General features: G+C 73.2%; 19 protein-coding genes. 9 read left to right on the top strand and 10 right to left on the bottom strand.

Features of this window, described 5'->3' with window-relative positions; translation table 11 throughout:
- Positions 1-106: 106 nt before the first annotated feature.
- From ACFVHB_RS08075 to ACFVHB_RS08060, 4 genes are all read right to left on the bottom strand, one after another.
- Positions 107-973 (bottom strand): branched-chain amino acid ABC transporter permease, encoded by an 867-nt coding sequence (locus ACFVHB_RS08075; protein ID WP_380316868.1) that lies wholly within the window; start codon positions 971-973, stop codon positions 107-109.
- The gene (locus tag ACFVHB_RS08070; protein WP_380316865.1) at positions 973-1,776 is read right to left on the bottom strand and encodes an ABC transporter ATP-binding protein; all 804 of its coding nucleotides are present in this window, start codon (positions 1,774-1,776) and stop codon (positions 973-975) included. Before ACFVHB_RS08070 ends, ACFVHB_RS08075 begins: the two co-directional genes overlap by 1 nt.
- A complete protein-coding gene (locus ACFVHB_RS08065) occupies positions 1,773-2,525 on the bottom strand; it encodes an ABC transporter ATP-binding protein (RefSeq protein ID WP_380316862.1) in 753 nt (250 codons plus the stop codon). The genes ACFVHB_RS08070 and ACFVHB_RS08065 overlap by 4 nt, the downstream gene beginning before the upstream one ends.
- 92 nt (positions 2,526-2,617) lie before the next feature.
- Positions 2,618-3,937 (bottom strand): substrate-binding domain-containing protein, encoded by a 1,320-nt coding sequence (locus ACFVHB_RS08060; protein ID WP_380316859.1) that lies wholly within the window; start codon positions 3,935-3,937, stop codon positions 2,618-2,620.
- 374 nt (positions 3,938-4,311) lie between these two features.
- Between ACFVHB_RS08060 and ACFVHB_RS08055 the strand changes: the two genes are divergently transcribed.
- The 4 genes from ACFVHB_RS08055 (at position 4,312) to ACFVHB_RS08040 (ending at position 10,614) form a co-directional block, all read left to right on the top strand.
- Positions 4,312-5,073 carry a CoA transferase subunit A gene (locus ACFVHB_RS08055; RefSeq protein ID WP_380316856.1) on the top strand — a complete coding sequence of 254 codons (762 nt, stop codon included), beginning with the start codon at positions 4,312-4,314 and terminating at the stop codon, positions 5,071-5,073.
- A 140-nt stretch (positions 5,074-5,213) separates the two neighbouring features.
- Positions 5,214-5,852, top strand: coding sequence for a 3-oxoacid CoA-transferase subunit B (locus ACFVHB_RS08050; RefSeq protein WP_380316924.1), 639 nt, complete (start codon positions 5,214-5,216; stop codon positions 5,850-5,852).
- A gap of 599 nt (positions 5,853-6,451) precedes the next feature.
- On the top strand, positions 6,452-8,629 hold the full coding sequence (locus ACFVHB_RS08045) for a glycosyltransferase family 2 protein (RefSeq protein ID WP_380316853.1): 2,178 nt from the start codon (positions 6,452-6,454) through the stop codon (positions 8,627-8,629).
- Positions 8,630-8,682: 53 nt separating this feature from the next.
- Positions 8,683-10,614: a galactose oxidase-like domain-containing protein gene (locus tag ACFVHB_RS08040; protein ID WP_380316850.1), complete on the top strand. Its 1,932-nt coding sequence runs from the start codon at positions 8,683-8,685 to the stop codon at positions 10,612-10,614.
- A gap of 201 nt (positions 10,615-10,815) precedes the next feature.
- Here the strand turns inward: ACFVHB_RS08040 and ACFVHB_RS08035 are convergent, their stop codons facing one another.
- From ACFVHB_RS08035 to ACFVHB_RS08020, 4 genes are all read right to left on the bottom strand, one after another.
- Positions 10,816-11,673: a glycoside hydrolase family 6 protein gene (locus tag ACFVHB_RS08035; RefSeq protein WP_380316847.1), complete on the bottom strand. Its 858-nt coding sequence runs from the start codon at positions 11,671-11,673 to the stop codon at positions 10,816-10,818.
- Positions 11,674-12,055: 382 nt separating this feature from the next.
- On the bottom strand, positions 12,056-12,733 hold the full coding sequence (locus tag ACFVHB_RS08030; protein ID WP_380316921.1) for a uracil-DNA glycosylase: 678 nt from the start codon (positions 12,731-12,733) through the stop codon (positions 12,056-12,058).
- 216 nt (positions 12,734-12,949) lie between these two features.
- Positions 12,950-14,302 carry a low temperature requirement protein A gene (locus tag ACFVHB_RS08025; RefSeq protein ID WP_380316844.1) on the bottom strand — a complete coding sequence of 451 codons (1,353 nt, stop codon included), beginning with the start codon at positions 14,300-14,302 and terminating at the stop codon, positions 12,950-12,952.
- A gap of 88 nt (positions 14,303-14,390) precedes the next feature.
- The gene (locus ACFVHB_RS08020) at positions 14,391-15,170 is read right to left on the bottom strand and encodes an HAD-IIA family hydrolase (RefSeq protein ID WP_380316841.1); all 780 of its coding nucleotides are present in this window, start codon (positions 15,168-15,170) and stop codon (positions 14,391-14,393) included.
- A gap of 513 nt (positions 15,171-15,683) precedes the next feature.
- Here ACFVHB_RS08020 and ACFVHB_RS08015 point away from each other — a divergent pair.
- From ACFVHB_RS08015 to ACFVHB_RS08005, 3 genes are all read left to right on the top strand, one after another.
- Positions 15,684-16,784 (top strand): lytic polysaccharide monooxygenase, encoded by a 1,101-nt coding sequence (locus ACFVHB_RS08015; protein ID WP_380316838.1) that lies wholly within the window; start codon positions 15,684-15,686, stop codon positions 16,782-16,784.
- 157 nt (positions 16,785-16,941) lie between these two features.
- Positions 16,942-18,048 carry a Gfo/Idh/MocA family oxidoreductase gene (locus tag ACFVHB_RS08010; RefSeq protein ID WP_380316835.1) on the top strand — a complete coding sequence of 369 codons (1,107 nt, stop codon included), beginning with the start codon at positions 16,942-16,944 and terminating at the stop codon, positions 18,046-18,048.
- Positions 18,049-18,120: 72 nt separating this feature from the next.
- Positions 18,121-18,744, top strand: a complete 624-nt coding sequence (locus ACFVHB_RS08005; RefSeq protein WP_380316832.1) for a hypothetical protein — start codon at positions 18,121-18,123, stop codon at positions 18,742-18,744.
- Here ACFVHB_RS08005 and ACFVHB_RS08000 read toward each other — a convergent pair.
- Positions 18,731-19,159, bottom strand: a complete 429-nt coding sequence (locus tag ACFVHB_RS08000) for a type II toxin-antitoxin system VapC family toxin (RefSeq protein ID WP_380316829.1) — start codon at positions 19,157-19,159, stop codon at positions 18,731-18,733. The genes ACFVHB_RS08005 and ACFVHB_RS08000 overlap by 14 nt on opposite strands.
- A complete protein-coding gene (locus ACFVHB_RS07995; RefSeq protein WP_380316826.1) occupies positions 19,152-19,436 on the bottom strand; it encodes a type II toxin-antitoxin system Phd/YefM family antitoxin in 285 nt (94 codons plus the stop codon). Before ACFVHB_RS07995 ends, ACFVHB_RS08000 begins: the two co-directional genes overlap by 8 nt.
- A 216-nt stretch (positions 19,437-19,652) precedes the next feature.
- On the opposite strand from ACFVHB_RS07995, the gene ACFVHB_RS07990 reads away from it, so the two are divergent.
- A complete protein-coding gene (locus tag ACFVHB_RS07990) occupies positions 19,653-19,946 on the top strand; it encodes a DUF6412 domain-containing protein (RefSeq protein WP_380316823.1) in 294 nt (97 codons plus the stop codon).
- 92 nt (positions 19,947-20,038) lie between these two features.
- Positions 20,039-20,731 (top strand): YidC/Oxa1 family membrane protein insertase, encoded by a 693-nt coding sequence (locus ACFVHB_RS07985; protein ID WP_380316820.1) that lies wholly within the window; start codon positions 20,039-20,041, stop codon positions 20,729-20,731.
- Positions 20,732-20,761: the final 30 nt, after the last annotated feature.

Genomic DNA, 20,761 nt, shown 5'->3' with positions numbered 1-20,761 from the left:
CGTCCAGAATGGCTCTCGGCAGGGCTGGTGTCAGTCCCCCCTGCTGGAGTGTCGGCAGTGCGGTCGGCTGCGGTGCCACCGGTGCTCGCGCTGGGGGTCCTGGTGCTCACGCGAGCCTCCCGGTGAGTCCGCGGGGCCGTACGAGGAGCAGTACGGCCAGCAGGACGACGACCGACAGGTCGCCGAGTCCCGCGGCGCTGTAGTAGTTGGCGAACTGCTGGACGAGACCGACGCACACCGAGGCGACGGCGGCCCCGGTGACGGACCCCATGCCGCCCATCACGACGACGACGAAGGCGAAGATGAGCAGGCTCGTCCCCTGGCCGGGGTTCACCGAGCCGAAGTAGAGGCCGCCGAGGGCACCGCCGAGCGCGGCGGCGGCGCCACCGATGGCGAAGACGAGCGTGAACGCCCTGCGGACGTCGACACCGAGCGCCGTGACCATCGCCCGGTCCTCGACGCCGGCCCGGACGATCAGCCCGTAGCGGGTACGGGCGAGGAACAACCGAAGAGCGAGCAGCAGCAGGCCGGCGGCGGCCACCAGCACGAAGCGGTTGACCGGGACGGTCGCACCGAGCACGTGCCAGGTGCCGGAGAGCGGCTCCGGCTGCGGGAAGGGGCGGGCGTCCGCGCCCCAGACGCCCATCAGGAGAGCGGGCACCGCCAGCCCGACGCCGACGGTGGCGAGGATCTGGTCGCGCGGCCGGCTGTAGAGCGGGCGAATCAGGAAGAGCTCCAGCAGAACGGCCGCGGCCGTTCCGACGCCCGTGCCGAACGGCACGGCGAGCCAGAAGGGGAAGCCGGCCTCGGCACCGGCCCACCAGGTCGCATAGGCACCGACGGAGAGCAGGGCGCCGTGCGCGAAGTTGAGCACGTCCATCAGACCGAAGATCAGCGAGAGACCGGAGGCCACCAGGAAGTACAGCGCACCCAGACCGAGTCCGGTACAGGTAAGGAGGACAACCGTGTCCATCAGGGGTTCACCTCCGTGGTGACGGCAGGGGTGGCCGGGGCAGCTGGGGTGGCCGGGGCACGACCGACGGCGGCCACCCGGGCACCCGGCCGGCGGCCGCCGACGCCCAGCAGCCTCCGGGCGGCTACCTCGTCGGCCAACAGCGTCGCGGTGTCGCCCTGGTGGGCGGTGCGGCCGTCGGCCAGCACGGCACAGCTGCCGGCCAGGCGGCGGACCAGGGCGAGGTTCTGCTCGACCAGGAGGACGGGCACGGCCTCGGCCGCCCGGGCCAGTACCTCGGCCACCTCCGCCACGATCTTCGGCGCCAGCCCCTTGGTGGGTTCGTCGGCGATGATCAGCCGGTTGTGGTTGAGGAGGGTCCGGCCGATGGCCACCATCTGCTGTTGACCGCCCGAGAGCGTCCCGGCCAACTGGGCGGCCCGCTGCTTGAGTTCCGGAAACAGTTCATGAACGAGGTGATAGGCCGGTTCCGCGTCGCGGTCGCGCTCGGCCAGGCGCAGGTTCTCGGCGACCGTGAGGCCCGCGAAGATCCCGCGGTCCTCCGGGGCGTAGCCGATGCCCTGACGGACCACGAGATGCGTGGGCAGAGAGGAGAGTTCCGTACCGGCGAACAGGACGCTGCCGGTGCGCGGCACCAGGCCCATCACGGCCTTGACCGTGGTGGTCTTGCCGGCACCGTTGCGTCCCAGGAGCGCCGTGACCCCGGTCGACGCCACGTCGAGGTCGACCCCGTGCAGGATGTGCAGCCCGTCGATGACCACCCGCAGATCGCGCACCGAGAGGAGGGAAGGGGAGTCGGTCACAGTGCCTCTCCCAGGTAGGCCTGTTGCACGGTGGTGTCGGCCATCACCGCCTCAGGGGTGTCCAGTGCGAGCAGCGTGCCGTGGTGCATCACGGCGAGGCGGTCCGCCAGGCCGAGGAGGACGTCCATGTGGTGCTCCACCATCAGTACGGTGCGGCCGAGGTCACGGTGCACCGAGCCGATGAGCTCGGTGAGGGCCGGCACCTCCTCCGCGCTCACCCCGGCCATCGGCTCGTCCAGCAGGATCAGCCGGGGGTCGGAGACCAGCAGAACGGCGAGTTCCAGCTTGCGCTTCTCACCGTGGGAGAGCGCACTCGCCAAGGTGTCGGCCCGGTGCGCGAGTTCGGTGCGCTCCAGGGTCTCAGCCACCTGGCCCTGGTAGCGGTCGGCGCGGCGCCAGATCCGGTACGAGGCCCGCGGCCCGGCCGCGGCCTGCGCGGCCAGCCGGACGTGGTCGGCCACCGTCATCCCCGGCCAGAGAGAGGAGGTCTGAAAGGTGCGGCCGAGTCCGCGGCGCGCCCTGGCGTGGACGGCCTCGGCGGTGATGTCGACGCCGTCGAGTTCGAGGATGCCGCGGCTCGCCGGGTAGATGCCGGAGATCAGGTTGAACAGGGAGGTCTTACCAGCACCGTTGGGACCGATGAACGCGATGAACTCGCCTTCGCCGACCGAGAAGGAGACGTCCTCGACGATCGGCACGCCACGGACCGACCAGCCCACGCCGGTGAGCCGCAACACCGGTGTGGCCATGGCGGGCGGGGTTCCGGCGCCGGCGGGTGAAGGCTCGGCGCCGGTGGGCGAAGGCGTGCCCACCGCGGACGAAGCAGGACCGGCCATCGGGGTCAGCCCGCCATCGGGGTGACCGGGGGCGCCACCTCGTCCGCGGTCAGGGTCTTCTCCACGGAGGGCTTGGCGGCTGCGCCGGTGCCGGTCAGCCGGACTTGGAACATCGGCTGGAGGAGGGCGTGGTCCTCGGCGCGCACCGTGGTCCGGCCCTTCACCCCGTCGAAGCTCCAGCCCTCCAGCGACTTCACCATCGCCGAGGTGTCGTCGACCGAACCGTGGTTGGCCTCGATCGCGTGCACGATCAGCTGGGCGGCGGTGAAGCCGTCCGGGGTGAAGATGTCGGACTTGCCGCCGCCGGCGGTGACGGCCTCGTCCATGGCCTTCTCCACCGGGGTGCCGGCGGCGCCGCCGAAGTAGTGGTTCAGGAAGGAGATCTTCTCGCCCGCCGGGCCGAAGAGCGGGTAGGAGGCGGCGAGGTCGAGGCCGGTGACGACCTTGGTCTCGGCGAACACGTCCTGCTGGTTCAGCGCCGTCCACAGGGCCGACGAGGTGTCGCCGGCCCAGGCGACGAACAGCAGGTCGGGCTTGGCGGTCCTGGCCTGGGTGGCGAACGGGGTCAGGTCGGTGGCGCTCGGCGGGGCGAGCACCGCGTCCACCGTCGCGCCCTGGGCCCCGAGTACGGCCTTGACGGCGGCCACGTTGGCCTGCCCGAAGGCGTTGTCCTGAGCGAGCACGGTGACCTTCTTGCCCTTGGCGTCACCGATGAACGAGGCCGCCGTCCTGATGTCCTGGTAGGACTGGCGGCCGGAACGGAAGGTGTACTTGTTCAACCCGGTGACCTTGTCGGCGGCGGCCGGGCCGCTGATGAAGAGCACCTTGTTCTGGGCGGCGATCGGTCCGACCTGGAGGGCGACGCCCGAAGCGGTGGAGCCGGCCAGGATCTTGTGCCCCTTGCCGACCAGATCCTTGGCGGCCGACACCGCCTTGGCCGGGTCACCCGCGTCGTCCTGCTCCTCGAACTCGATCTTGTGCCCGTCGACCGCGCCGGTGCCCTTGGTCGCGTAGTTCAGGCCGGCCTTGAAGCCCTCCAGGTACTGCTTGCCGTAGGCGGCCAGCGGCCCCGTTTTGGAGTACACCAGGCCGACCTTGACCGGGCTCTTGGAGCCGCCACCGTCCGCGGCGGTGGTGCCCGCGGTCCCCGCCTTGGCACAGCCGGCCGCGAGCAGGGCGCAGGCCGCGATGGCGGCGAGCCTGCGGGCCGGACCGGCAGCCGACGTGCGGGCCGCAGCGACGGCGCCTGCGGCTGCGGCGGCGGCCGTGCCTGCGCCGGCGGGTGCTCCGGAGGCGGTCCTGGTGAGGGCTGTCGAGCTGCGCATGGTGACCGACTCCTGGGGGTGCTGCGGGGGTGGATGCCGGAACCGTAGGTGTGCCGTGAGGGCGGCGACATGTGCCCGGGGAACGCATCAGCCCGCCCTGATGTGGTTGTGGCCGCCATACCGCCGGGCCCACCGCCCCTCACCGGTCGCCCGGTGTGGCAGGTCGCCATGCGTCCGTGCCCCTGCGTGGCGGCGGCCGCTATGGCACGGGGGCCCGCACGCGATGACGGTGGTGGGGCGCGAGCGTCCGGCCCCACAACTCACCCGCGTCCCCGCGCCCACTCCCGTCCCACCCGTTCCCGCCCCACCCGTTCCCGTCCCATCCCCGTTTCCGCCCACCGACTCCCGCCCACTCCCCCTCACGAGGTGACCCCTTGGACAAGGTCCTGGACTCCGCCGCCGAAGCGGTCGGGGACATTCCCGACGGAGCGGTGCTGGCCGTCGGCGGCTTCGGCCTCTGCGGCATTCCGAGCACCCTGATCGGCGCACTGGCCGCGACGGACACCGGCGGCCTGCGCGTGGTGTCCAACAACTGCGGGGTGGACGACTGGGGGCTCGGCCTCCTCCTGCGGGCCGGGCGGATCGCCCGGATGACGTCGTCCTACGTCGGCGAGAACAAGGAGTTCGCCCGGCAGTACCTCTCCGGCGAGCTGGAGGTGGAGCTGACGCCACAGGGCACGCTCGCCGAGCGGCTGCGGGCCGGGGGTGCAGGCATCCCGGCGTTCTTCACCCCCGCCGGGGTCGGCACCCAGGTCGAGGAGGGCGGGCTGCCGTGGCGGTACGGGGCGGACGGTTCGGTGGCGGTGGCCTCGCCGCCGAAGGAGGTCCGGGAGTTCGGCGGCCGCCGCTACCTGCTGGAGGAGGCCATCACGGCCGACTTCGCGCTGGTTCGCGCCGAGGTGGCGGACCGGCACGGCAACTGCGTGTTCCACGCCGCCGCCCGCAACTTCAACCCGCTCTGCGCGGCGGCGGGCCGGATCACCCTGGTCGAGGCGGACCGGATCGTCGAGCCCGGCGAGCTCGGCCCGGACGCCGTCCACCTCCCCGGCGTCTACGTCGACCGGGTGGTCGCCGCCGATCCCGCCGACCGCCGCATCGAGCGCCGGACCGTTCGCACCGCACCCCAGGAGGCCTGACCGCCATGCCCGCCGAGACGTCCGCGACAGCGCCCACCCGGAAGCCCCAGGAGACGCCCGCCTCGCGCACCGCCCCCGCACCCCGTACCGCCCCCGCAGCCACACCCCCTACCGCCCCCGCACCCGCTCCCGCGCCCCACATCCCGCTCGACCCCCGGAACGCGCTCGCCGCGCGGGCGGCCCGCGAGCTGCGGGACGGGCAGTACGTCAACCTGGGCATCGGTCTGCCGACCCTGATCCCCGATCACCTCCCGTCCGGCGTCCACGTGGTGCTGCACTCGGAGAACGGCGTCCTGGGCATCGGCCCGTACCCGGTAGAGGGAAGCGAGCACCCCGATCTGATCAACGCGGGCAAGGAGACCGTGACGGTCACCGCCGGGGCCGCGTACTTCGACTCCGCGTACTCCTTCGGCATGATCCGGGCCGGCCGGATCGACGTCTCGGTGCTGGGCGCCATGCAGGTCTCGGCCGCCGGGGACCTCGCCAACTGGATGATCCCGGGCAAGATGGTCAAGGGCATGGGCGGGGCCATGGACCTGGTGCACGGCGCGCGGCGGCTGATCGTCGTGATGGAGCACACGGCGAAGGACGGTTCACCGAAGATCGTCGACGAGCTCTCGCTGCCCGCGACCGGCCGGCGGGTGGTTGACCGCATCGTCACCGAGCTGGCGGTCATCGACGTCACGCCAGACGGGCTGCGCCTGGTGGAGACGGCGCCCGGGGTGGGGTTCGACGACGTCCAGGCGGCGACCGGGCCGGCCCTCCTGCGAACGGACTGACACCGCCAAGCGGGGAACCAAGAGCCGGGGAGCCGGGGAACCTGGGAACCTGGAAACCGGACCCTCCTACGGGCGGACCGAGCGCCGAGGACAGGAGCGACGACGCGAAGGCCGGATCACCGCGGGGCGGTCCGGCCTTCGCGCGTTTATTCGATCCATCCCGGAATGCCCGCCGCGCGAATCCCCCTCAATAGCATCAGCGGCGACCCGAATGGCCGGGAACCGTCATATCTTCATGCTTGCGCAATGATCATTTCCCAGATCGGTTGCGATCACGCCAAGGCTCCGGGAGAGTTGAGGACGCCAAGGATCCCGCACCCCCGGAGGGGAGTCCGGAGAACGAGTCGGGATCCCGCATTCGAGGTAGCCGCGCAGCCACACAACACAATCGATCGTATACGTTTTAATGATTGACAGCCCGGAAACTGCCTGGAAACGGCGCAGTTCACCGGGCGGTGTTCTGCTTCGAAAGCAAGGCTCTGGGGGGAGCGGCCGGTCCCTGCGCGCAGCGCGCGGCGCGGGACTTCGGATCGCACACCCCCGGTCGGAGCACGCACGAACGGGTAGGCCCGCAGGCCTGGCCACGGGGGGAGCCACACATGAGCAAGCTGTTCTCGCGCCAAACGGATCCGGAGGGCCGTGCGGATTCGGAGGGCCATGCGGATTCGGAGGGCCGAACGGACCTGGAGGGTCAAACGGGCCCGGAGGGCCGAACGGACCCGGATTGGAAGGCCCGGACAGACCCGGAGTACCGAACGAATCCGGAACCAGCGGACGACCTGCGTTCCATACCGGTCCCCGAAGCCCCTTACGACTACGTCCACTTCAGCCGTCTGGCCGGACCGGCCACCACACCCGAAGCCCCCGGACCCGCCACCGCCCCCTACCGCGTCCAGTTCCGCAGCCTGCTGCGGCGCGAGCCGCACCGGATCCGGGCGGCGCTGCTCCTGCTGGCCGCCCCGCTGGTGGAGGCGGTGCTGCTGGTCTGGCTGCTGCTGCCCGACCACTGGCCGGTCCGGCCGGGCGAGACGCACTCCTGGCTGCTGCTCGGCGACAAGGTGATGATCGGGATCATCGCGGTGGTCGAGGTGTTCCGGCTGGTCAACGTCGTCTCCAACACCCACGCGACCCTGGTCGCGCGTGACCCCGTCCCGGTCACGCCGGAGTCGGGCACCCGGGTCGCGTTCCTCACCACCTGCGTGCCGGGCAAGGAGCCGCCGGGGATGGTGCGCGCCACCCTCACCGCCGCGATGGCCGTCCGGCACGACGGACCGTACGACGTCTGGCTGCTGGACGAGGGAAACGACCCCGCCATGCGCGAGCTCTGCGCCGAGCTGGGCGCACGGCACTTCAGCCGGTGCGGGGTGGAGCAGTGGAACCAGCACAAGGGCCGGTTTCGCGCCAGGACCAAGCACGGCAACTACAACAGCTGGCTGCAGGCCCACGGCGGTGACTACGACTTCTGGGTGTCGGTGGACACCGACCACGTCCCGCTGCCGGAGTTCTGCGAGCGGATGCTCGGCTACTTCCGCGATCCGGACGTGGCGTTCGTGGTCGGACCGCAGGTGTACGGGAACTACCGGAGTTCGGGTTCGTCGGTCACCAAGTTCTCGGAGAGCCAGCAGTTCCTCTTCCACGCGCTGATCCAGCGGGCCGGTAACCGCTACGGCGCACCGATGTTCGTCGGCACCAACAACGCCGTCCGCATCGGCGCGCTGCAGTCGATCGGCGGGCTGTACGACTCGATCACCGAGGACATGGCGACCGGCCTGGAGTTCCACCGCCGCCGCAATCCGGCCACGGGCGCGCGCTGGAAATCCGTCTACACGCCGGACGTGCTGGCGGTGGGTGAGGGCCCGTCGTCCTGGACGGACTTCTTCTCCCAGCAGCTGCGCTGGAGCCGGGGCACCTACGAGACCCTCCTCCGGCAGTACTGGCGGGCGGCCTGGCGGCTGTCGCCGGGGCGGCTGCTGAACTACACGCTGATGGTCTGCTTCTACCCGATGGCGGCGCTGACCTGGCTGCTCGGCGGGGTGTCCAGCGTGCTCTACCTGGGGTTCGGGGCGTCGGGCGTCCACGTGTCGTCCGAGATCTGGATGATGCTGTACAGCGACGCGGCCGCGCTCCAGGTGCTGCTCTACACCTGGAACCGGAAGCACAACGTGAGCCCGCACGAGCCGGCCGGGTCGTCCGGGGTGGCGGGCATGGTGATGTCGGCGCTCTGCGGGCCGATCTACGCAGCATCGTTTCTGCAAGCGGTGCTTCGCCGTCGCAGCCGCTTCGTGGTGACGCCGAAGGGTGACTCGGCCAGCCCTGACCGGCTCGCGACCTTTCGGATCCACCTGTTCTGGGCGCTGCTGTTCGGCGGGGCGGTGACGGCCTCCTTCTTCACCGGCCACGACCACGTCGCCATGCGCACCTGGGCCTGCCTGGCACTCCTCCTCAGTCTGCTGCCGGTGTTCGTGCTGGCGGCCGATGCCGTCCGGCGGCGCAGGGCCCGGCCGACGTCCACCCTCTCGGTCACCGGCACCACCACGGCCACCCGCGTCCCACCCCAGGGCCGCTCCGGCTCCGTCCCACCCCAGGGCCGCTCCGCCGCCGTCCCGCCACAAGGCCATTCCGCCGCCGCCAGACCCGCCGCGACATCGGCCGCGTGCCCAGCGGCCGCCACGCAACCCGCCGCCACGCAACCCGCCATCACGGCACCTGTCATCACGGCACCTGTCGTCACGGCACCCGTCACCATGGCGCCGGCCGCCGCGCCCACCACGCGCTGAACCGCACCCACCACGCGCTGAACCGCACCCGTCTCACGAGGGGACCAAGCACCGTGAAGATCCGCAACGCCGGCCGCACCAGGCGCTTCGCCCTCGGCAGCACGGTCGCGCTGACCGTGGCCGGGATGAACGCGCCAGCCGTGCTCGGCTTCGCCAACGAGCAGTACCACCAGTACGTGATCAACCGCCCCGAGTACAAGGCCGAGTACGGCCACTGGCAGACCGTCGTCCTGCCCGCCGAGTTCCGGATCAACGCCATCCACGCCAGCCTGCTCCGCACCGGCAAGATCCTGATCATCGCCGGCTCCGGCAACAACCAGCGCAACTTCGACGCGGGCACCTTCAAGAGCCTGCTCTGGGACCCGGCCAAGAACACCTACAAGCTGGTCCCGACCCCGGCGGACATGTTCTGCGGGGGCCACACCGCCCTGCCGGACGGCCGGTTGCTGGTCGCCGGCGGCACCCAGCGCTACGAGGCGCTGGACGGTGCCGTGAAGAAGGCGGCGGGCAGCATGCGGGTGCGCAACGAGAACCCCGACGCGGCCCGGACCTTCCCCAAGGGGACCGTGTTCACGGCGCCGAACGGCCGCGAGTACGCGTCCACGGCCGACGTGACCGTCCCGGCCGCGGTGAAGACCGGCGCCGGGGACCGGACCGTGGTCAAGGCCAGCGAGCAGCACGTGTTCGTCGAGGCGGTGGCCCAGGGCGCCGAGTACGTCAACAACTCCCCCACCCAGTACGCGATCAAGGGCCTGAGCGGTGCCGAGGCCCGGAACCTCTACGGGATGGCCGACCGCCTGACCCTGGAGAAGCAGGACTTCCAGGGGATCCGCGCCGCCTTCGAGTTCAACCCGGACACCGAGATGTACGAGCAGGTCACCGACATGGCGTACGCCCGCTGGTACCCCACGCTGACCGGGCTGGGGGACGGGCGGGTGGTCACCGTCTCCGGTCTGGACGACACCGGGCAGATCCTCACCGGCAACGACAACGAGATCTACGACCCGGCGAGCAAGACCTGGTCCAAGGCGCCGGACCGCTACTTCCCCACCTACCCGTCGATCTTCCTGACCGCCTCCGGCAAGCTCTTCTACTCCGGTTCCAACGCCGGCTACGGCCCTGCCGACAAGGGCCGCGAGCCGGGGATCTGGGACCTCGGGGACAACAGCTTCCAACCCGTCCCGGGCCTGCGCGATCCCGCCCTCACCGAGACCTCGTCCTCCGTGCTGCTGCCGCCCGCGCAGACCCAGAAGGTGATGATCCTGGGCGGCGGGGGCGTCGGCGAGTCGCCGCTCTCCACCGCCCGCACCGACATCGCCGACCTCTCGGCCGCGAAGCCCGCCTTCACACCGGGGCCGGACCTGCCGGCCGGTGGCACCCGCTACCTCAACGGCGTGATCCTGCCGGACGACACCGTGTTCACCACCGGCGGCTCCAGCAACTACCGGGGCAAGCACCGGAGCGACCTGCTGAAGGCGCAGTTCTACCACCCGGACACCAACACCTTCAGCACGGCGGCCGAGCCGACCGTCGGCCGGAACTACCACTCCGAGGCGTTACTGCTGCCCGACGGCCGGGTGGTGGTGCTCGGCTCCGACCCGCTCTTCGCCGACAAGGCCGACACCGTACCCGGCACGTTCGAGCAGCGGATCGAGATCTACACGCCGCCGTACCTGTTCCACGGCGAGCGCCCGCAGCTGACCGACGCACCCACCGCTGCCCGGCTCGGCGCGACCATCACGGTGAACTCGCCCGAACCGAAGGGTGTCGTCACCGCCAAGCTGGTCCGGCCGAGTTCGGTCACCCACGCGACCGACGTCGAGCAGCGCTCGGTGGCCCTGGACGTCGGCGCGCGTTCGGACGGCGGCGTGGCGCTCACCCTGCCGGGCAACCCCAACCTGCTGCCGCCGGGCTGGTACATGCTGTTCGTGACGGACGGCGCCGGCACCCCCTCCGTCGCGCGCTGGATCAAGGTCACCCCCTGACCGGCCCGACGACGTACCCGCCCGACGACCTGACCGGCCACACCGGCCGACCCACCGGCCCCTCTCACCAGCCCGGCCGGCCCACCGACCCGCCGACCCACCGGCCCGCCGGCCCGGCCGACCCACCGACCCGACCCGGCCCACCGGCCCGACCCACTCGCCGAGCCGCCGAGCCGCCGAGCCGCCGACCCCACGCGTCCCCTACGCGCCGCCGCGCGCGAGCCCCAGGGCGTACGGCAGCCAGAACTCGCCCGCCCGGGGCTCGCCGCGGCCGCACTCGCCGTCGGACTCGCCGGGGTTCTTGATCCAGAGGTAGGCGTCGACGCCGGGCCGGCCGGTCTCGGCGGTGGGCGGCTCGCCCAGTGCGCGGCCGGCCGGGTTGCACCAGGCGTCGCCGCCGAGCGGGCCGTTGCCGTTGCGGCTGGTGTCGATCACGAAGTGCTTCCCGCCCAGCGCGGCGGAGAGCTCCGCGCCGTACGCCGCGTTCCGGTCGGTGCCGTAGAAGTTGGAGACGTTGACCGCGAAGCCGTCCGCCACGGCGATGCCGGACTTGCGCAGGGCGTCGGCCAGCGCCGAAGGGTCCTGCGCCCAGCCGGGGTTGCCCGCGTCCAGGTAGACGCGCACCTGCGGGCGCTTCTTCAACTCCTGGACGGCGAAGGCCAGCAGGCCGTACCGCTCGGCGGCGGCCGCGCCCTTCACGCCGCAGCCGTCCAGGGTGTGCGCGACGGCGTCCGGCTCCAGCACCACCCACGCCTTGCGGTCACCCAGCGCCTCCGCCAGGCCGGTGATCCAGGAGCGGTAGGCCGCGGCGTCCTGCGCGCCGCCGGCCGAGTACAGGCCGCAGTCGCGGTGCGGGATGTTGTACGCGACGAAGACCGGCGTGCGGTCCACGGCCGAGGCCCGGCGGCTCACCTGGTCGACGATGCCCTTGGCCGCCTGGTCGCCGAGCCACTGCGAGGAGGGCTGGGCGGCGATCTTCAGCAGGGTGTCGGCCTCGGCGGTGCGGCCCTGTGCGCGCAGGGTGACGAGCTGCCGGGCGGCGGCGGTCTGGTCGGACACGTAGAAGGTCTGCCCGGGCAGCTGGGCGAGCCCGCCCCCGGCAGCACCCCCCGCCGCGCCCGCGGACGCCCCCGAACCGCCCGTACCTCCCGAACCGCCCACGTCGGCACTCACCCCCGCCGTGCCGCCGCCGCCCGAACTGCCGGACGTGCTCCCCCCGTCGCACCCCGCCATGACTGCCGTCAGCCCCAGCACCGCCGCCCCCACGGCCAGCCGGAAACCCGCTCCTCGTGCCACCCGGCGCACCTGCCGCCCCTCCCCAGACCCGGTCCGGCGACCCGGTCGGCCCCCAGCTTCGCACACCGGGTACCGGCCGGCAGCCGAGGCCGGTGAACAGCGGGCGGCGGCGAGCGGACGGGGCGTCAGCTCGCCGCCGGGCCGGTCAGCCCTGCTTGAGGTCCGGCACCCGCCAGTCGATCGGGTCGACGCCGAAGCCGTCCAGCGCCGCGTTGATCTGCGAGAACGGGCGGCTGCCGAAGAACAGCTTGGCGGAGAGCGGCGACGGGTGGGCCCCCTGGACCACCACGTGCTTGGTGGTGTCGATCAGCGGCAGCTTCTTCTTCGCGTAGTTGCCCCAGAGCACGAAGACCACCGGCTCCTCGCGCGCGCTGACCGCCTTGATCACCGCGTCGGTGAACTTCTCCCAGCCCTTGGCCTTGTGCGAGTTCGCCTCGTGCGCCCGGACCGTGAGCACCGCGTTGAGCAGCAGCACGCCCTGCTCGGCCCAGTGCATCAGGTAGCCGTTGTCCGGGGCCGGGATGCCGAGGTCGGCGTCCAGCTCCTTGAAGATGTTGCGCAGCGACGGCGGCGTCTTGGTGCCCGGCAGCACGGAGAAGCTCATGCCGTGGGCCTGGCCGTCGTCGTGGTACGGGTCCTGGCCGAGGACGAGCACCCGGACCTTCTCGTACGGGGTGGCCTCCAGCGCGGAGAACTCCTGCCCGCTCGGCGGGAAGACCTGGTGCTGCGCGCGCTCGGCCGCGACGAAGGCCGACAGCTCGGCGAAGTACGGCTTCTCCGTCTCCGCGCCCAGCACCGCGCGCCAGGACTCCGGCAGCTCCAGCCCGGCGCCCGCGCCGACCTCGCCCGCGCCGGCCTCGTCCGCGCCCGTCTCGCCCGCGCCGGCCTCGTCCACGCCCGCCTCGACCGTGTCCGTCACGACATCAACCTCCCACCGGACGGCCGCTCCCGCCGCACCGCCCCGACCCACGGGCGTACCGCGACCCTTGCGCCGCACGCCCTCTTTCCACCCCGAACGCTACACAGGCCCACCGACACTTCACTCCGCCGAGGACCCGGAAGCCGCCGGAGCACTCTCCGGAACGCCCGCCCGGTCCGTCGCGACCGCCCGACCCGTCGCGGCGGCCCCGTCCGCCGTAGCCCCGGCAACGGCCCCGTCCGCGGCAACGACCCCGTCCGCGGCAACCGCCCCACCCGCGGCGGCCCCGGCAGCCCCGACAGCCCCGGCAGCCCCGGAGGCCCCGACGCGGGCCGCGGCCGCGGCCGCGGCCCGCCCCACCCGCACGTGCTCGACCGCGTTCAACGCCACCAGCAGCACCGCCAGCACCCCCAGCACCACGATCGCCGGCAGCGCCACCATCGCCGGGGCGAGCCCCAGCACCACCACCGCCGCCGCGATCCGGGTCGTCGAGACCGCGCGGAACATCATCCACCGGGTGTAGCCGAAGGTCAGCAGGTACAGCCCGCAGCCCCCGTACAGCAGCGCCACCGAGCCCGCGCCGAGCGCCTGCCGCGGATCGGCCACCGTCTCGCCGAAGCCGACCGCCACCGCGATCACCCCGGCCACCAGCGCCAGGTGCCCGTACTGGAAGACCCGGCGGATCACGTCCCGGCGCGAGTCCGCGACGGTCACGGCGTGCCGCATGGCGTCCGCCGCGTGGACGAAGTACTGCCACCAGAGACCGCAGGAGATGGTGAACGCCGCCGCCACGGCGGCCAGTTCCGCCGCGTCGAGCCGGGCCCCGGCGGCCGTGGCCCCGATCCCGACGATCGACTCGCCGAGCGCCACCAGCAGGAACAGCGCGAACCGCTCCGGCATGTGCGCCGGGTGGTACGCGACCCTGGCCAGCCGGTTGCGGAACAGCACCGGCCCGGACAGGTCGCAGAGCGCCGCGAGCGCCCAGCACACCAGCCGCGGCCCGTCCGGCAGCAGCCCGCCCACCACCAGCAGCGGTCCGCTGACCAGCACACCCACGCCGTACGGGCCGCGCCACACGCCCGGGATGCGGATCAGCAGCACCAGCAGCACCACCCGCGCCAACCAGTACCCGGCGCCGAGCAGCACGCCGCGGCCCTCGTACGCGCCGGGCACGGCCAGCGCCATGAAGAGGCCGGCCAGGCCGACGGCGAGGATGCCGAGCCGGTCCCGCGGGGTGTCCACGTCCCGGATGTTGGCCTGCACCGTGGTGCCCACCCAGCACCAGTAGACCGGCACGAACACCACCAGGGCCCGGGCGACGCCCGCCCAGTCGTGGTGGTGGTGCAGCAGGCCGGAGACCTGCGTGATGGCGAAGACGAAGACCAGGTCGAAGTAGAGCTCCGCCCAGGTGACCCGCTTCTCCTCCACGCCCTCGTCCGCGGCTCCGCTCATGTCGTCCACAGGACCGCTCATCCCGTCCGCCCCCTTCTGCGATGAGCACGAAGAAGGGCCCTGCCCCGGCCGTCGACCGGGGACAGGGCCCGCAACAGCAGGGCCGAGGCTAGACCAGCTCGACGAGGTCCGCGACGGACTTGACCACCCGGCCCGGCCGGTAGGGGAAACGCTCCACGTCGGCGGCGGCGGTGAGGCCGGTGAGCACCAGGATGGTCTCCATGCCGGCCTCCATGCCCGCCACGATGTCGGTGTCCATCCGGTCGCCGATCATGACGGCGGTCTCCGAATGGGCGCCCGCCGTGTTCAGCGCCTCCCGCATCATCAGCGGGTTCGGCTTGCCGACGAAGTAGGGGTCGACGCCGGTCGCCTTGGTGATCAGCGCCGCGACCGAACCGGTGGCCGGCAGCACGCCCTCGGTGGACGGACCGGTCTCGTCCGGGTTGGTGCAGATGAACCGGGCACCCTGGTTGATCAGGCGGATCGCCTTGGTGAGCGCCTCGAAGCTGTACGTCCGGGTCTCACCGAGGACGACGTAGTCCGGGTTGTTGTCGGTCAGCACGTAGCCGGCCTGGTACAGCGCGGTGGTGAGGCCCGCCTCGCCGATCACGTACGCGGTGCCGTTCGGGCGCTGGCCCTTGAGGAACTTGGCGGTGGCCAGGGCCGAGGTCCAGATGCACTCCTCCGGCACCTCCAGCCCCATGCCGGCCAGCCGGGCGCTGAGGTCGCGCGGGGTGTAGATGGAGTTGTTGGTCAGCACCAGGAACGGCTTGCCGGACTCCCGCAGCCGGCGCAGGAACTCCTCCGCGCCGGGGATCGGCGTGCCCTCGTGGATGAGGACGCCGTCCATGTCGGTCAGCCAGGACTCGAAGGACTTGCGGTCTGCCACGTGCGTGTCTCCCGAAGTGTTGCCACGTGCCGCCCGGGCAGTGCCCTGCCCGCGCAGCGTCGTGCGATGGTCGTACGAAATCTGCGGCGCACCGCCGTCACCGCTGCGCCTCCCACCGGCCGGCCCCCCTTCGGGACACCGGACCGCCGGGGGTACCACTGGCTGCCCCAACGGCTCACAGCCTAGTCCGCGCACCGGGCCCGGCGACAGCGATGTCCCGCCCTGCGGGACGCGGCCCCCGGCCGCCGTCCGACCCCGCGCCCCACCGCCGTCCGACCGCTGCCCTGCCGCTGCCCGGCGGCGGTCCGTCCGCCGTCCGACCGTGCCCGGCCACCACCCGACCGCCGCCCGGCCGTCACCGGCCACCGTCCGGCCCCTCACCCGGCCGCCTCCGCCTCAACGGCTCCTTAAGCCGCCCCTAACCGCACTGATGACCCCTCAGCACCGCCGCCCCGGCGGTCTAGCGTGAGCGGCACACCACCCTCACCACGCTCCTCGGAGGAGTCCCCCACCATGCCCGTGCGCCGCCGACGTCTCCCCGCCGCCGCCCTCACCCTCACCCTCGCCACCCTCGCCGTCGGACTCGCCGCCACCCCGGCCGCCGCGCACGGTTCGATGCAGAACCCGCTCAGCCGGGTCGAGGGCTGCTACCTGGAGGGCGCCGAGCACCCGAAGTCGGCGGCCTGCCAGGCGGCCGTGGCGGCCGGCGGCACCGCGGCGCTGTACGACTGGATGAGCCTGCGGATCGGCGACGCCGCCGGCCGCCACCGCGAGCTGATCCCGGACGGGAAGCTCTGCAGCGCGGGCTCCGACACCTACCGGGGCCTGGACCTGCCGCGCGCCGACTGGCCCGCCACCAACCTCACCGCGGGCGCCGACTTCACCTTCCGCTACCGCGCCACCGCCCCGCACAAGGGCACCTTCCAGCTCTTCATCACCAACCCGAGCTACTCCCCCACCAGGCCGCTGACCTGGGCGAACCTGGAACCACAGCCCTTCCTGACGGTCACCGACCCGCAGCTGTCGGACGGCTCGTACGTGCTGCCGGGCAAGGTGCCGGCCGGGAAGACCGGGCGCCAGCTGATCTATGCCATCTGGCAGCGCTCGGACAGCCCGGAGGCGTTCTACTCCTGCTCGGACGTGGTCTTCGACGGCACCGGCAACGCGCCGACCTCCGCGCCCGCCGTCCCCTCCCCGAGCCGGTCGGCGACACCGGGCGCACCGGCGCCCGTACCCACGCCGCCCGCGCCGACCGGGCAGACCTCGCCGACCGGGCAGACCGGTCACCCCGGCGGCCACGACCACACCGACGCGGCCACCGCGCCCCCGACCGCCACCGCTCCGACGGCAGCGGCACCCGCGACAGCCGCTCCCGCAGCCCCCATCGCCGTCACCACCCCCACCACCCCCGCCGAGGCCGGCCCCCCGGCGGCCACCGCCCCCGCCCCCGCCACGACGTCGCCGGCCACCGCCCCCGACCGGCTCGCCCAGACCGGCTCCGACCGCTCCCTCGGCATCCTCGCCTCGGTCGGCTCCGCCTTCCTGCTCGCCGGCGCGACCATCGCCGTGCTCCACCGCCAACGCCGCCGCACCGGCGGCACCCACGCCCGCTGACGTCCCCCGCCCCGGGGAACCCGGGCCCGCCACCGACCACCGGCCACCGGCCACCGGCGGTCCGGCGGTCCGGCCGTCCGGCCGTCCGGCGGTCCGGCGGTCCGGGCCGCCCTCCGAAACCGGGGCCAACCGGGCACCGCGTGATTGAGTAGGGCGCATGAGCCCCTCCTCGCGCCCCCTCGCCCAGCACGGCGGCCCCTTCCGCGTCGGCCTGATCGGCTACGGCCTGGCCGGCTCCGCCTTCCACGCCCCGCTGATCGCCACCACCCCCGGACTCCGGCTGGACGCGGTGGTCACCGCCAACCCCGACCGCCGCGCCCAGCTGCACCGGGAACACCCCGGCGCCCGCGCCGTCGAGACCCCCGAGCAGCTGCTCGCCGATCCCGACGCGCTCGACCTGGTCGTCATCGCCTCCCCCAACCGCACCCACGTCCCGCTCGCCCGGGCCGCGTTGGACACCGGGCTGGCCACCGTGGTCGACAAGCCGCTGGCCGCCACGGCCGCCGACGCGCTGGAGCTCTGCCGGCTGGCCGAGGCCCGGGGCGTCCTGCTCTCCGTCTTCCAGAACCGCCGCTGGGACGGCGACTTCCTCACCGCCGCCCGCCTGGTCCGCGAGGGCGCGCTCGGCCGGGTGCACCGCTTCGAGTCCCGGTTCGAGCGGTTCCGGCCCAAGCCCAAGGCCGGCTGGCGCGAACTGGCGGACCCGGCCGAGGTCGGCGGGACGCTGTACGACCTCGGCAGCCACCTGGTCGACCAGGCCCTCGCCCTGTTCGGGCCGGTCGAGACGGTGTACGCGGAGATCGACGTCCGCCGGGACGGCGCGGTGGTCGACGACGACGCCTTCCTCGCCCTCACCCACGCCTCCGGCACCCGCTCCCACCTGTGGACCAGCGCCATCACCCCGCTGGCCGGCCCCAGGCTGCGGCTGCTCGGCGACACCGCCGGCTACCTGAAGTTCGGCATGGACCCGCAGGAGGCGGACCTCCGGGCCGGCCACCGTCCCGACGGCACCGGCCGTGACGACTCCCTCCCGTGGGGCGCCGAGCTGCCCGACCTGTACGGCACCCTGGGCACCGACGAGTCCGCCACCACGATCCCCACCGACCCGGGCGACTACCCCGCCTACTACGCGGGCATCGCCGCCGCCCTGGCCACCCCTGGCACCCCGCCCCCGGTCGACCCGCACGACGCCGTCGCCACCCTCACCGTCCTGGAGGCCGCCCGCACCTCCGCCGCCACGGGGACGACCGTCCGGCTCGGCTGAACCGTCCGGCTCGGCTGAACCGCCCGCCCGCAACGCCTGCCGCTCCCTCAAGTCAGCTCTCACGATGCCCAGATGGACACATCGCGGGGGAAGCGGATCACGGCCGACGAGCGGCGTGAGCGCGAGCAGGCGTGGTCGGCCGAGCAGAAGAAGCGCGAGAAGGCATGGACGGCCGAGCAGAAGAAGCGCGAGAAGGCATGGACGGCGGAGTTCGAGAAGCGCCGGCAGGCCCGGGAGACCGAGGACCGCGAGCGTGAACTCCGCACGTCCATCGCCGCGGAGCGGGAGACCTGGGCGAGCGGCAGCCGGGCCGGGCGGACCGGCTTCATCGACGTCGCCGGGCCCGACGGGACCGTACGGATCGCCGTGGTGTGGCTCGGCAGGTTCGGGGCCACCGCCAGGCCCCTGAACGACTACTCCCCCCTGCGGCACGTCGTTCCGGACGGCGAGGGGATCCTCCTGCTCATCCCCGTCGCCCTGCTCGTGGGCCTGAACTTCGGGCTCCGCTGGCTGGCCCTCGCCCTGCTCGGCCGCCCGCGCTGGGCCGTCGCCGCGAAGGCGGGGCCCGACCGGGGCGGACGCGGGGGCAACACCGTCCTGCTGCGCACCCGGGACCGCTCCGAGGCCCTGAAGTACGCCGCTGCCCTGGCCGACCGGGTGGAGCAGGACGGCACGGCCGCCCTCAGATCCCGATGACCTCCACCGCCGAGCCCAGCCCGCGGAAGTCCGCGACGTTGCGCGTGTACAGCGGCAGGCCGTGCGCGGAGGCGACCGCGGCGATCATGAGGTCGATCCGGCGCGGTCGCGGCAGGCGCCCGGCGGCGATGGTGAGCGTCACCAGCGTCCCGTACCTCGCCGCCGCGGCCGCGTCGAACGGCAGCGGGTCGAAGTCGGCCATCGCCGCCCCCAGCACCTCCAGCCGCGCCGCCCGGCTGACCGGGTCCCGCGCCATCGAGACGCCCTGCTGCAGCTCGGCGAAGGTGATCGCGGTCAGCTCGGGCACCGCCGGCAGGTCGGCCGGGTCGAGCAGCGCCAGGTCGATGTAGACGCACGTGTCCAGCACCCCGGACGGCCGCCGCCGGGGCCGGGCCGCCCTGCGCCGCTCAGCCACGCCGCCGCTCGAACGGGTCGTCGTCGGCGTCCCCCACCAGCTCCTCGGGGCCGAAGTACTCCTCGGCCTCCTTGCGCATCTGCTGGTGGTCGACCCGCGGCAGCTTCACGTGCCGGGCCACCAGCTCCTCCGCCGTGAGCCGCCGCCGCGCCGCCACCGGCCGCAGCTCCGCGACCTCGACCCCGTTCCTGGTGATGTGGAAGGTCTCCCCCGCCTCCACCGCGTCCATCACCGCGGCGGAGTTGTTCCGGAACTCCCGCTGGGTAATCGTCTTCATGCCTTCCACGGTAGCCCCGCGTAGCACCCTTGGCTACGCCCCGGACCAGGCCGCTTCCCCAAGGCCCGGAAGGATCGTGCGTCGGCGGTCGATCACCGGATCCGGCCGGCGGCGCACGTCACCCGGCACACCCGCCGCACCGGAACCCCGGAGGCCGTACGATCGTCGTCAACGTCTGAGAACCGGTGGCCGGAGCGAGCGGGAGAGGAGCACGCCGTGGGAATCGTCGCGATGCTGCTCGGGCTGCTCCGGGTGCTGACCGGGGAGGTGCTCGCCGAGGGCGGGACGCTGACCTCGGTGGCGGCCGCCGCGGCCGTGGTGCTGCTGGCCGGAGCGGTGGCGGGGACGCTGGTCGTCGCCCGACTGCTCGGGGCCAGGGCACCGGCGACCGTGCGGAACGGGATGCTGCGCCGCCGCGCGTTCCGGACCGCCTTCCTTCCGCAGCGTGATCCCGACGCCAGGGGCAGGCGACGCCCCCGGGCTCCGGGCGCGGCCCCGACGGCCGCCTAGCCCCACCCCCCTTCACAGGGCCGTGCACGCGGCCGTCCTCCGTAGCTCACTCATGTCCTGAGACACCGAGACCCCGGAGGGCTCGCTCCACCATGTCCGTCTTCGCACTCCTCGACCCGGCCGTCGGCCTGGCCCACGACGTCGTCGCCGCTCTCGCCCAGGTGCTGCCCACGGCGCTGGCGATCGTCCTGTTCACCGTCTGCGTCCGGCTCGCCCTGCACCCGCTGGCCCGGGCCGCGGCGCGCGGGGAGAAGGCGCGGGCCCGGCTCGCGCCGAAGGTCGCCGAACTGAACCGCAAGCACAAGGGCCGGCCGGAGAAGCTGCAGGCCGCGCTCGCGGAGCTGTACCGGGAGGAGAAGGCCTCGCCGTTCGCCGGCTGCCTGCCGATGCTGGTGCAGATCCCGTTCTTCTCGGTGATGTACCGGCTGTTCACCACGCCGAACGACCTGCTCGGCCACACCCTGTTCGGCGTCCCGCTCGGCCTGCACGTGGGCAGCGCGCAGGGCGCGGCGCAGTGGGTGGTGTTCGGAGTGCTGTACGCGGGGCTGGCCGCGGTGGCGTACGTCGGCTTCCGGCGGGCCCGCCGGGCACAGGCCGCCTCCCCGCAGGCGGCGCAGCCGGGACTGTCGTTCCTGCCGTACCTGTCGTTCGGCACGGTGCTGTTCGCCGCGCTGGTCCCGCTGGCCGCCGGGATCTACCTGCTCACCACGACCGCCTGGTCCGCCGCCGAGCGCGCCTGGCTGCACCGCGGCGGCGCGCCGGTGCCGGGGTTGGCCCTGGTCTGAGCCGGTGCGGCACGGAGGCGGAGCGGCAGG

Origin of the sequence: Kitasatospora sp. NPDC127111, assembly GCF_042677465.1 — a bacterium.
Classification (GTDB): Bacteria; Actinomycetota; Actinomycetes; order Streptomycetales; family Streptomycetaceae; genus Kitasatospora.
Note: the sequence above shows the minus strand (reverse complement) of the source record. Positions and strands in the feature narration are given on the sequence as shown.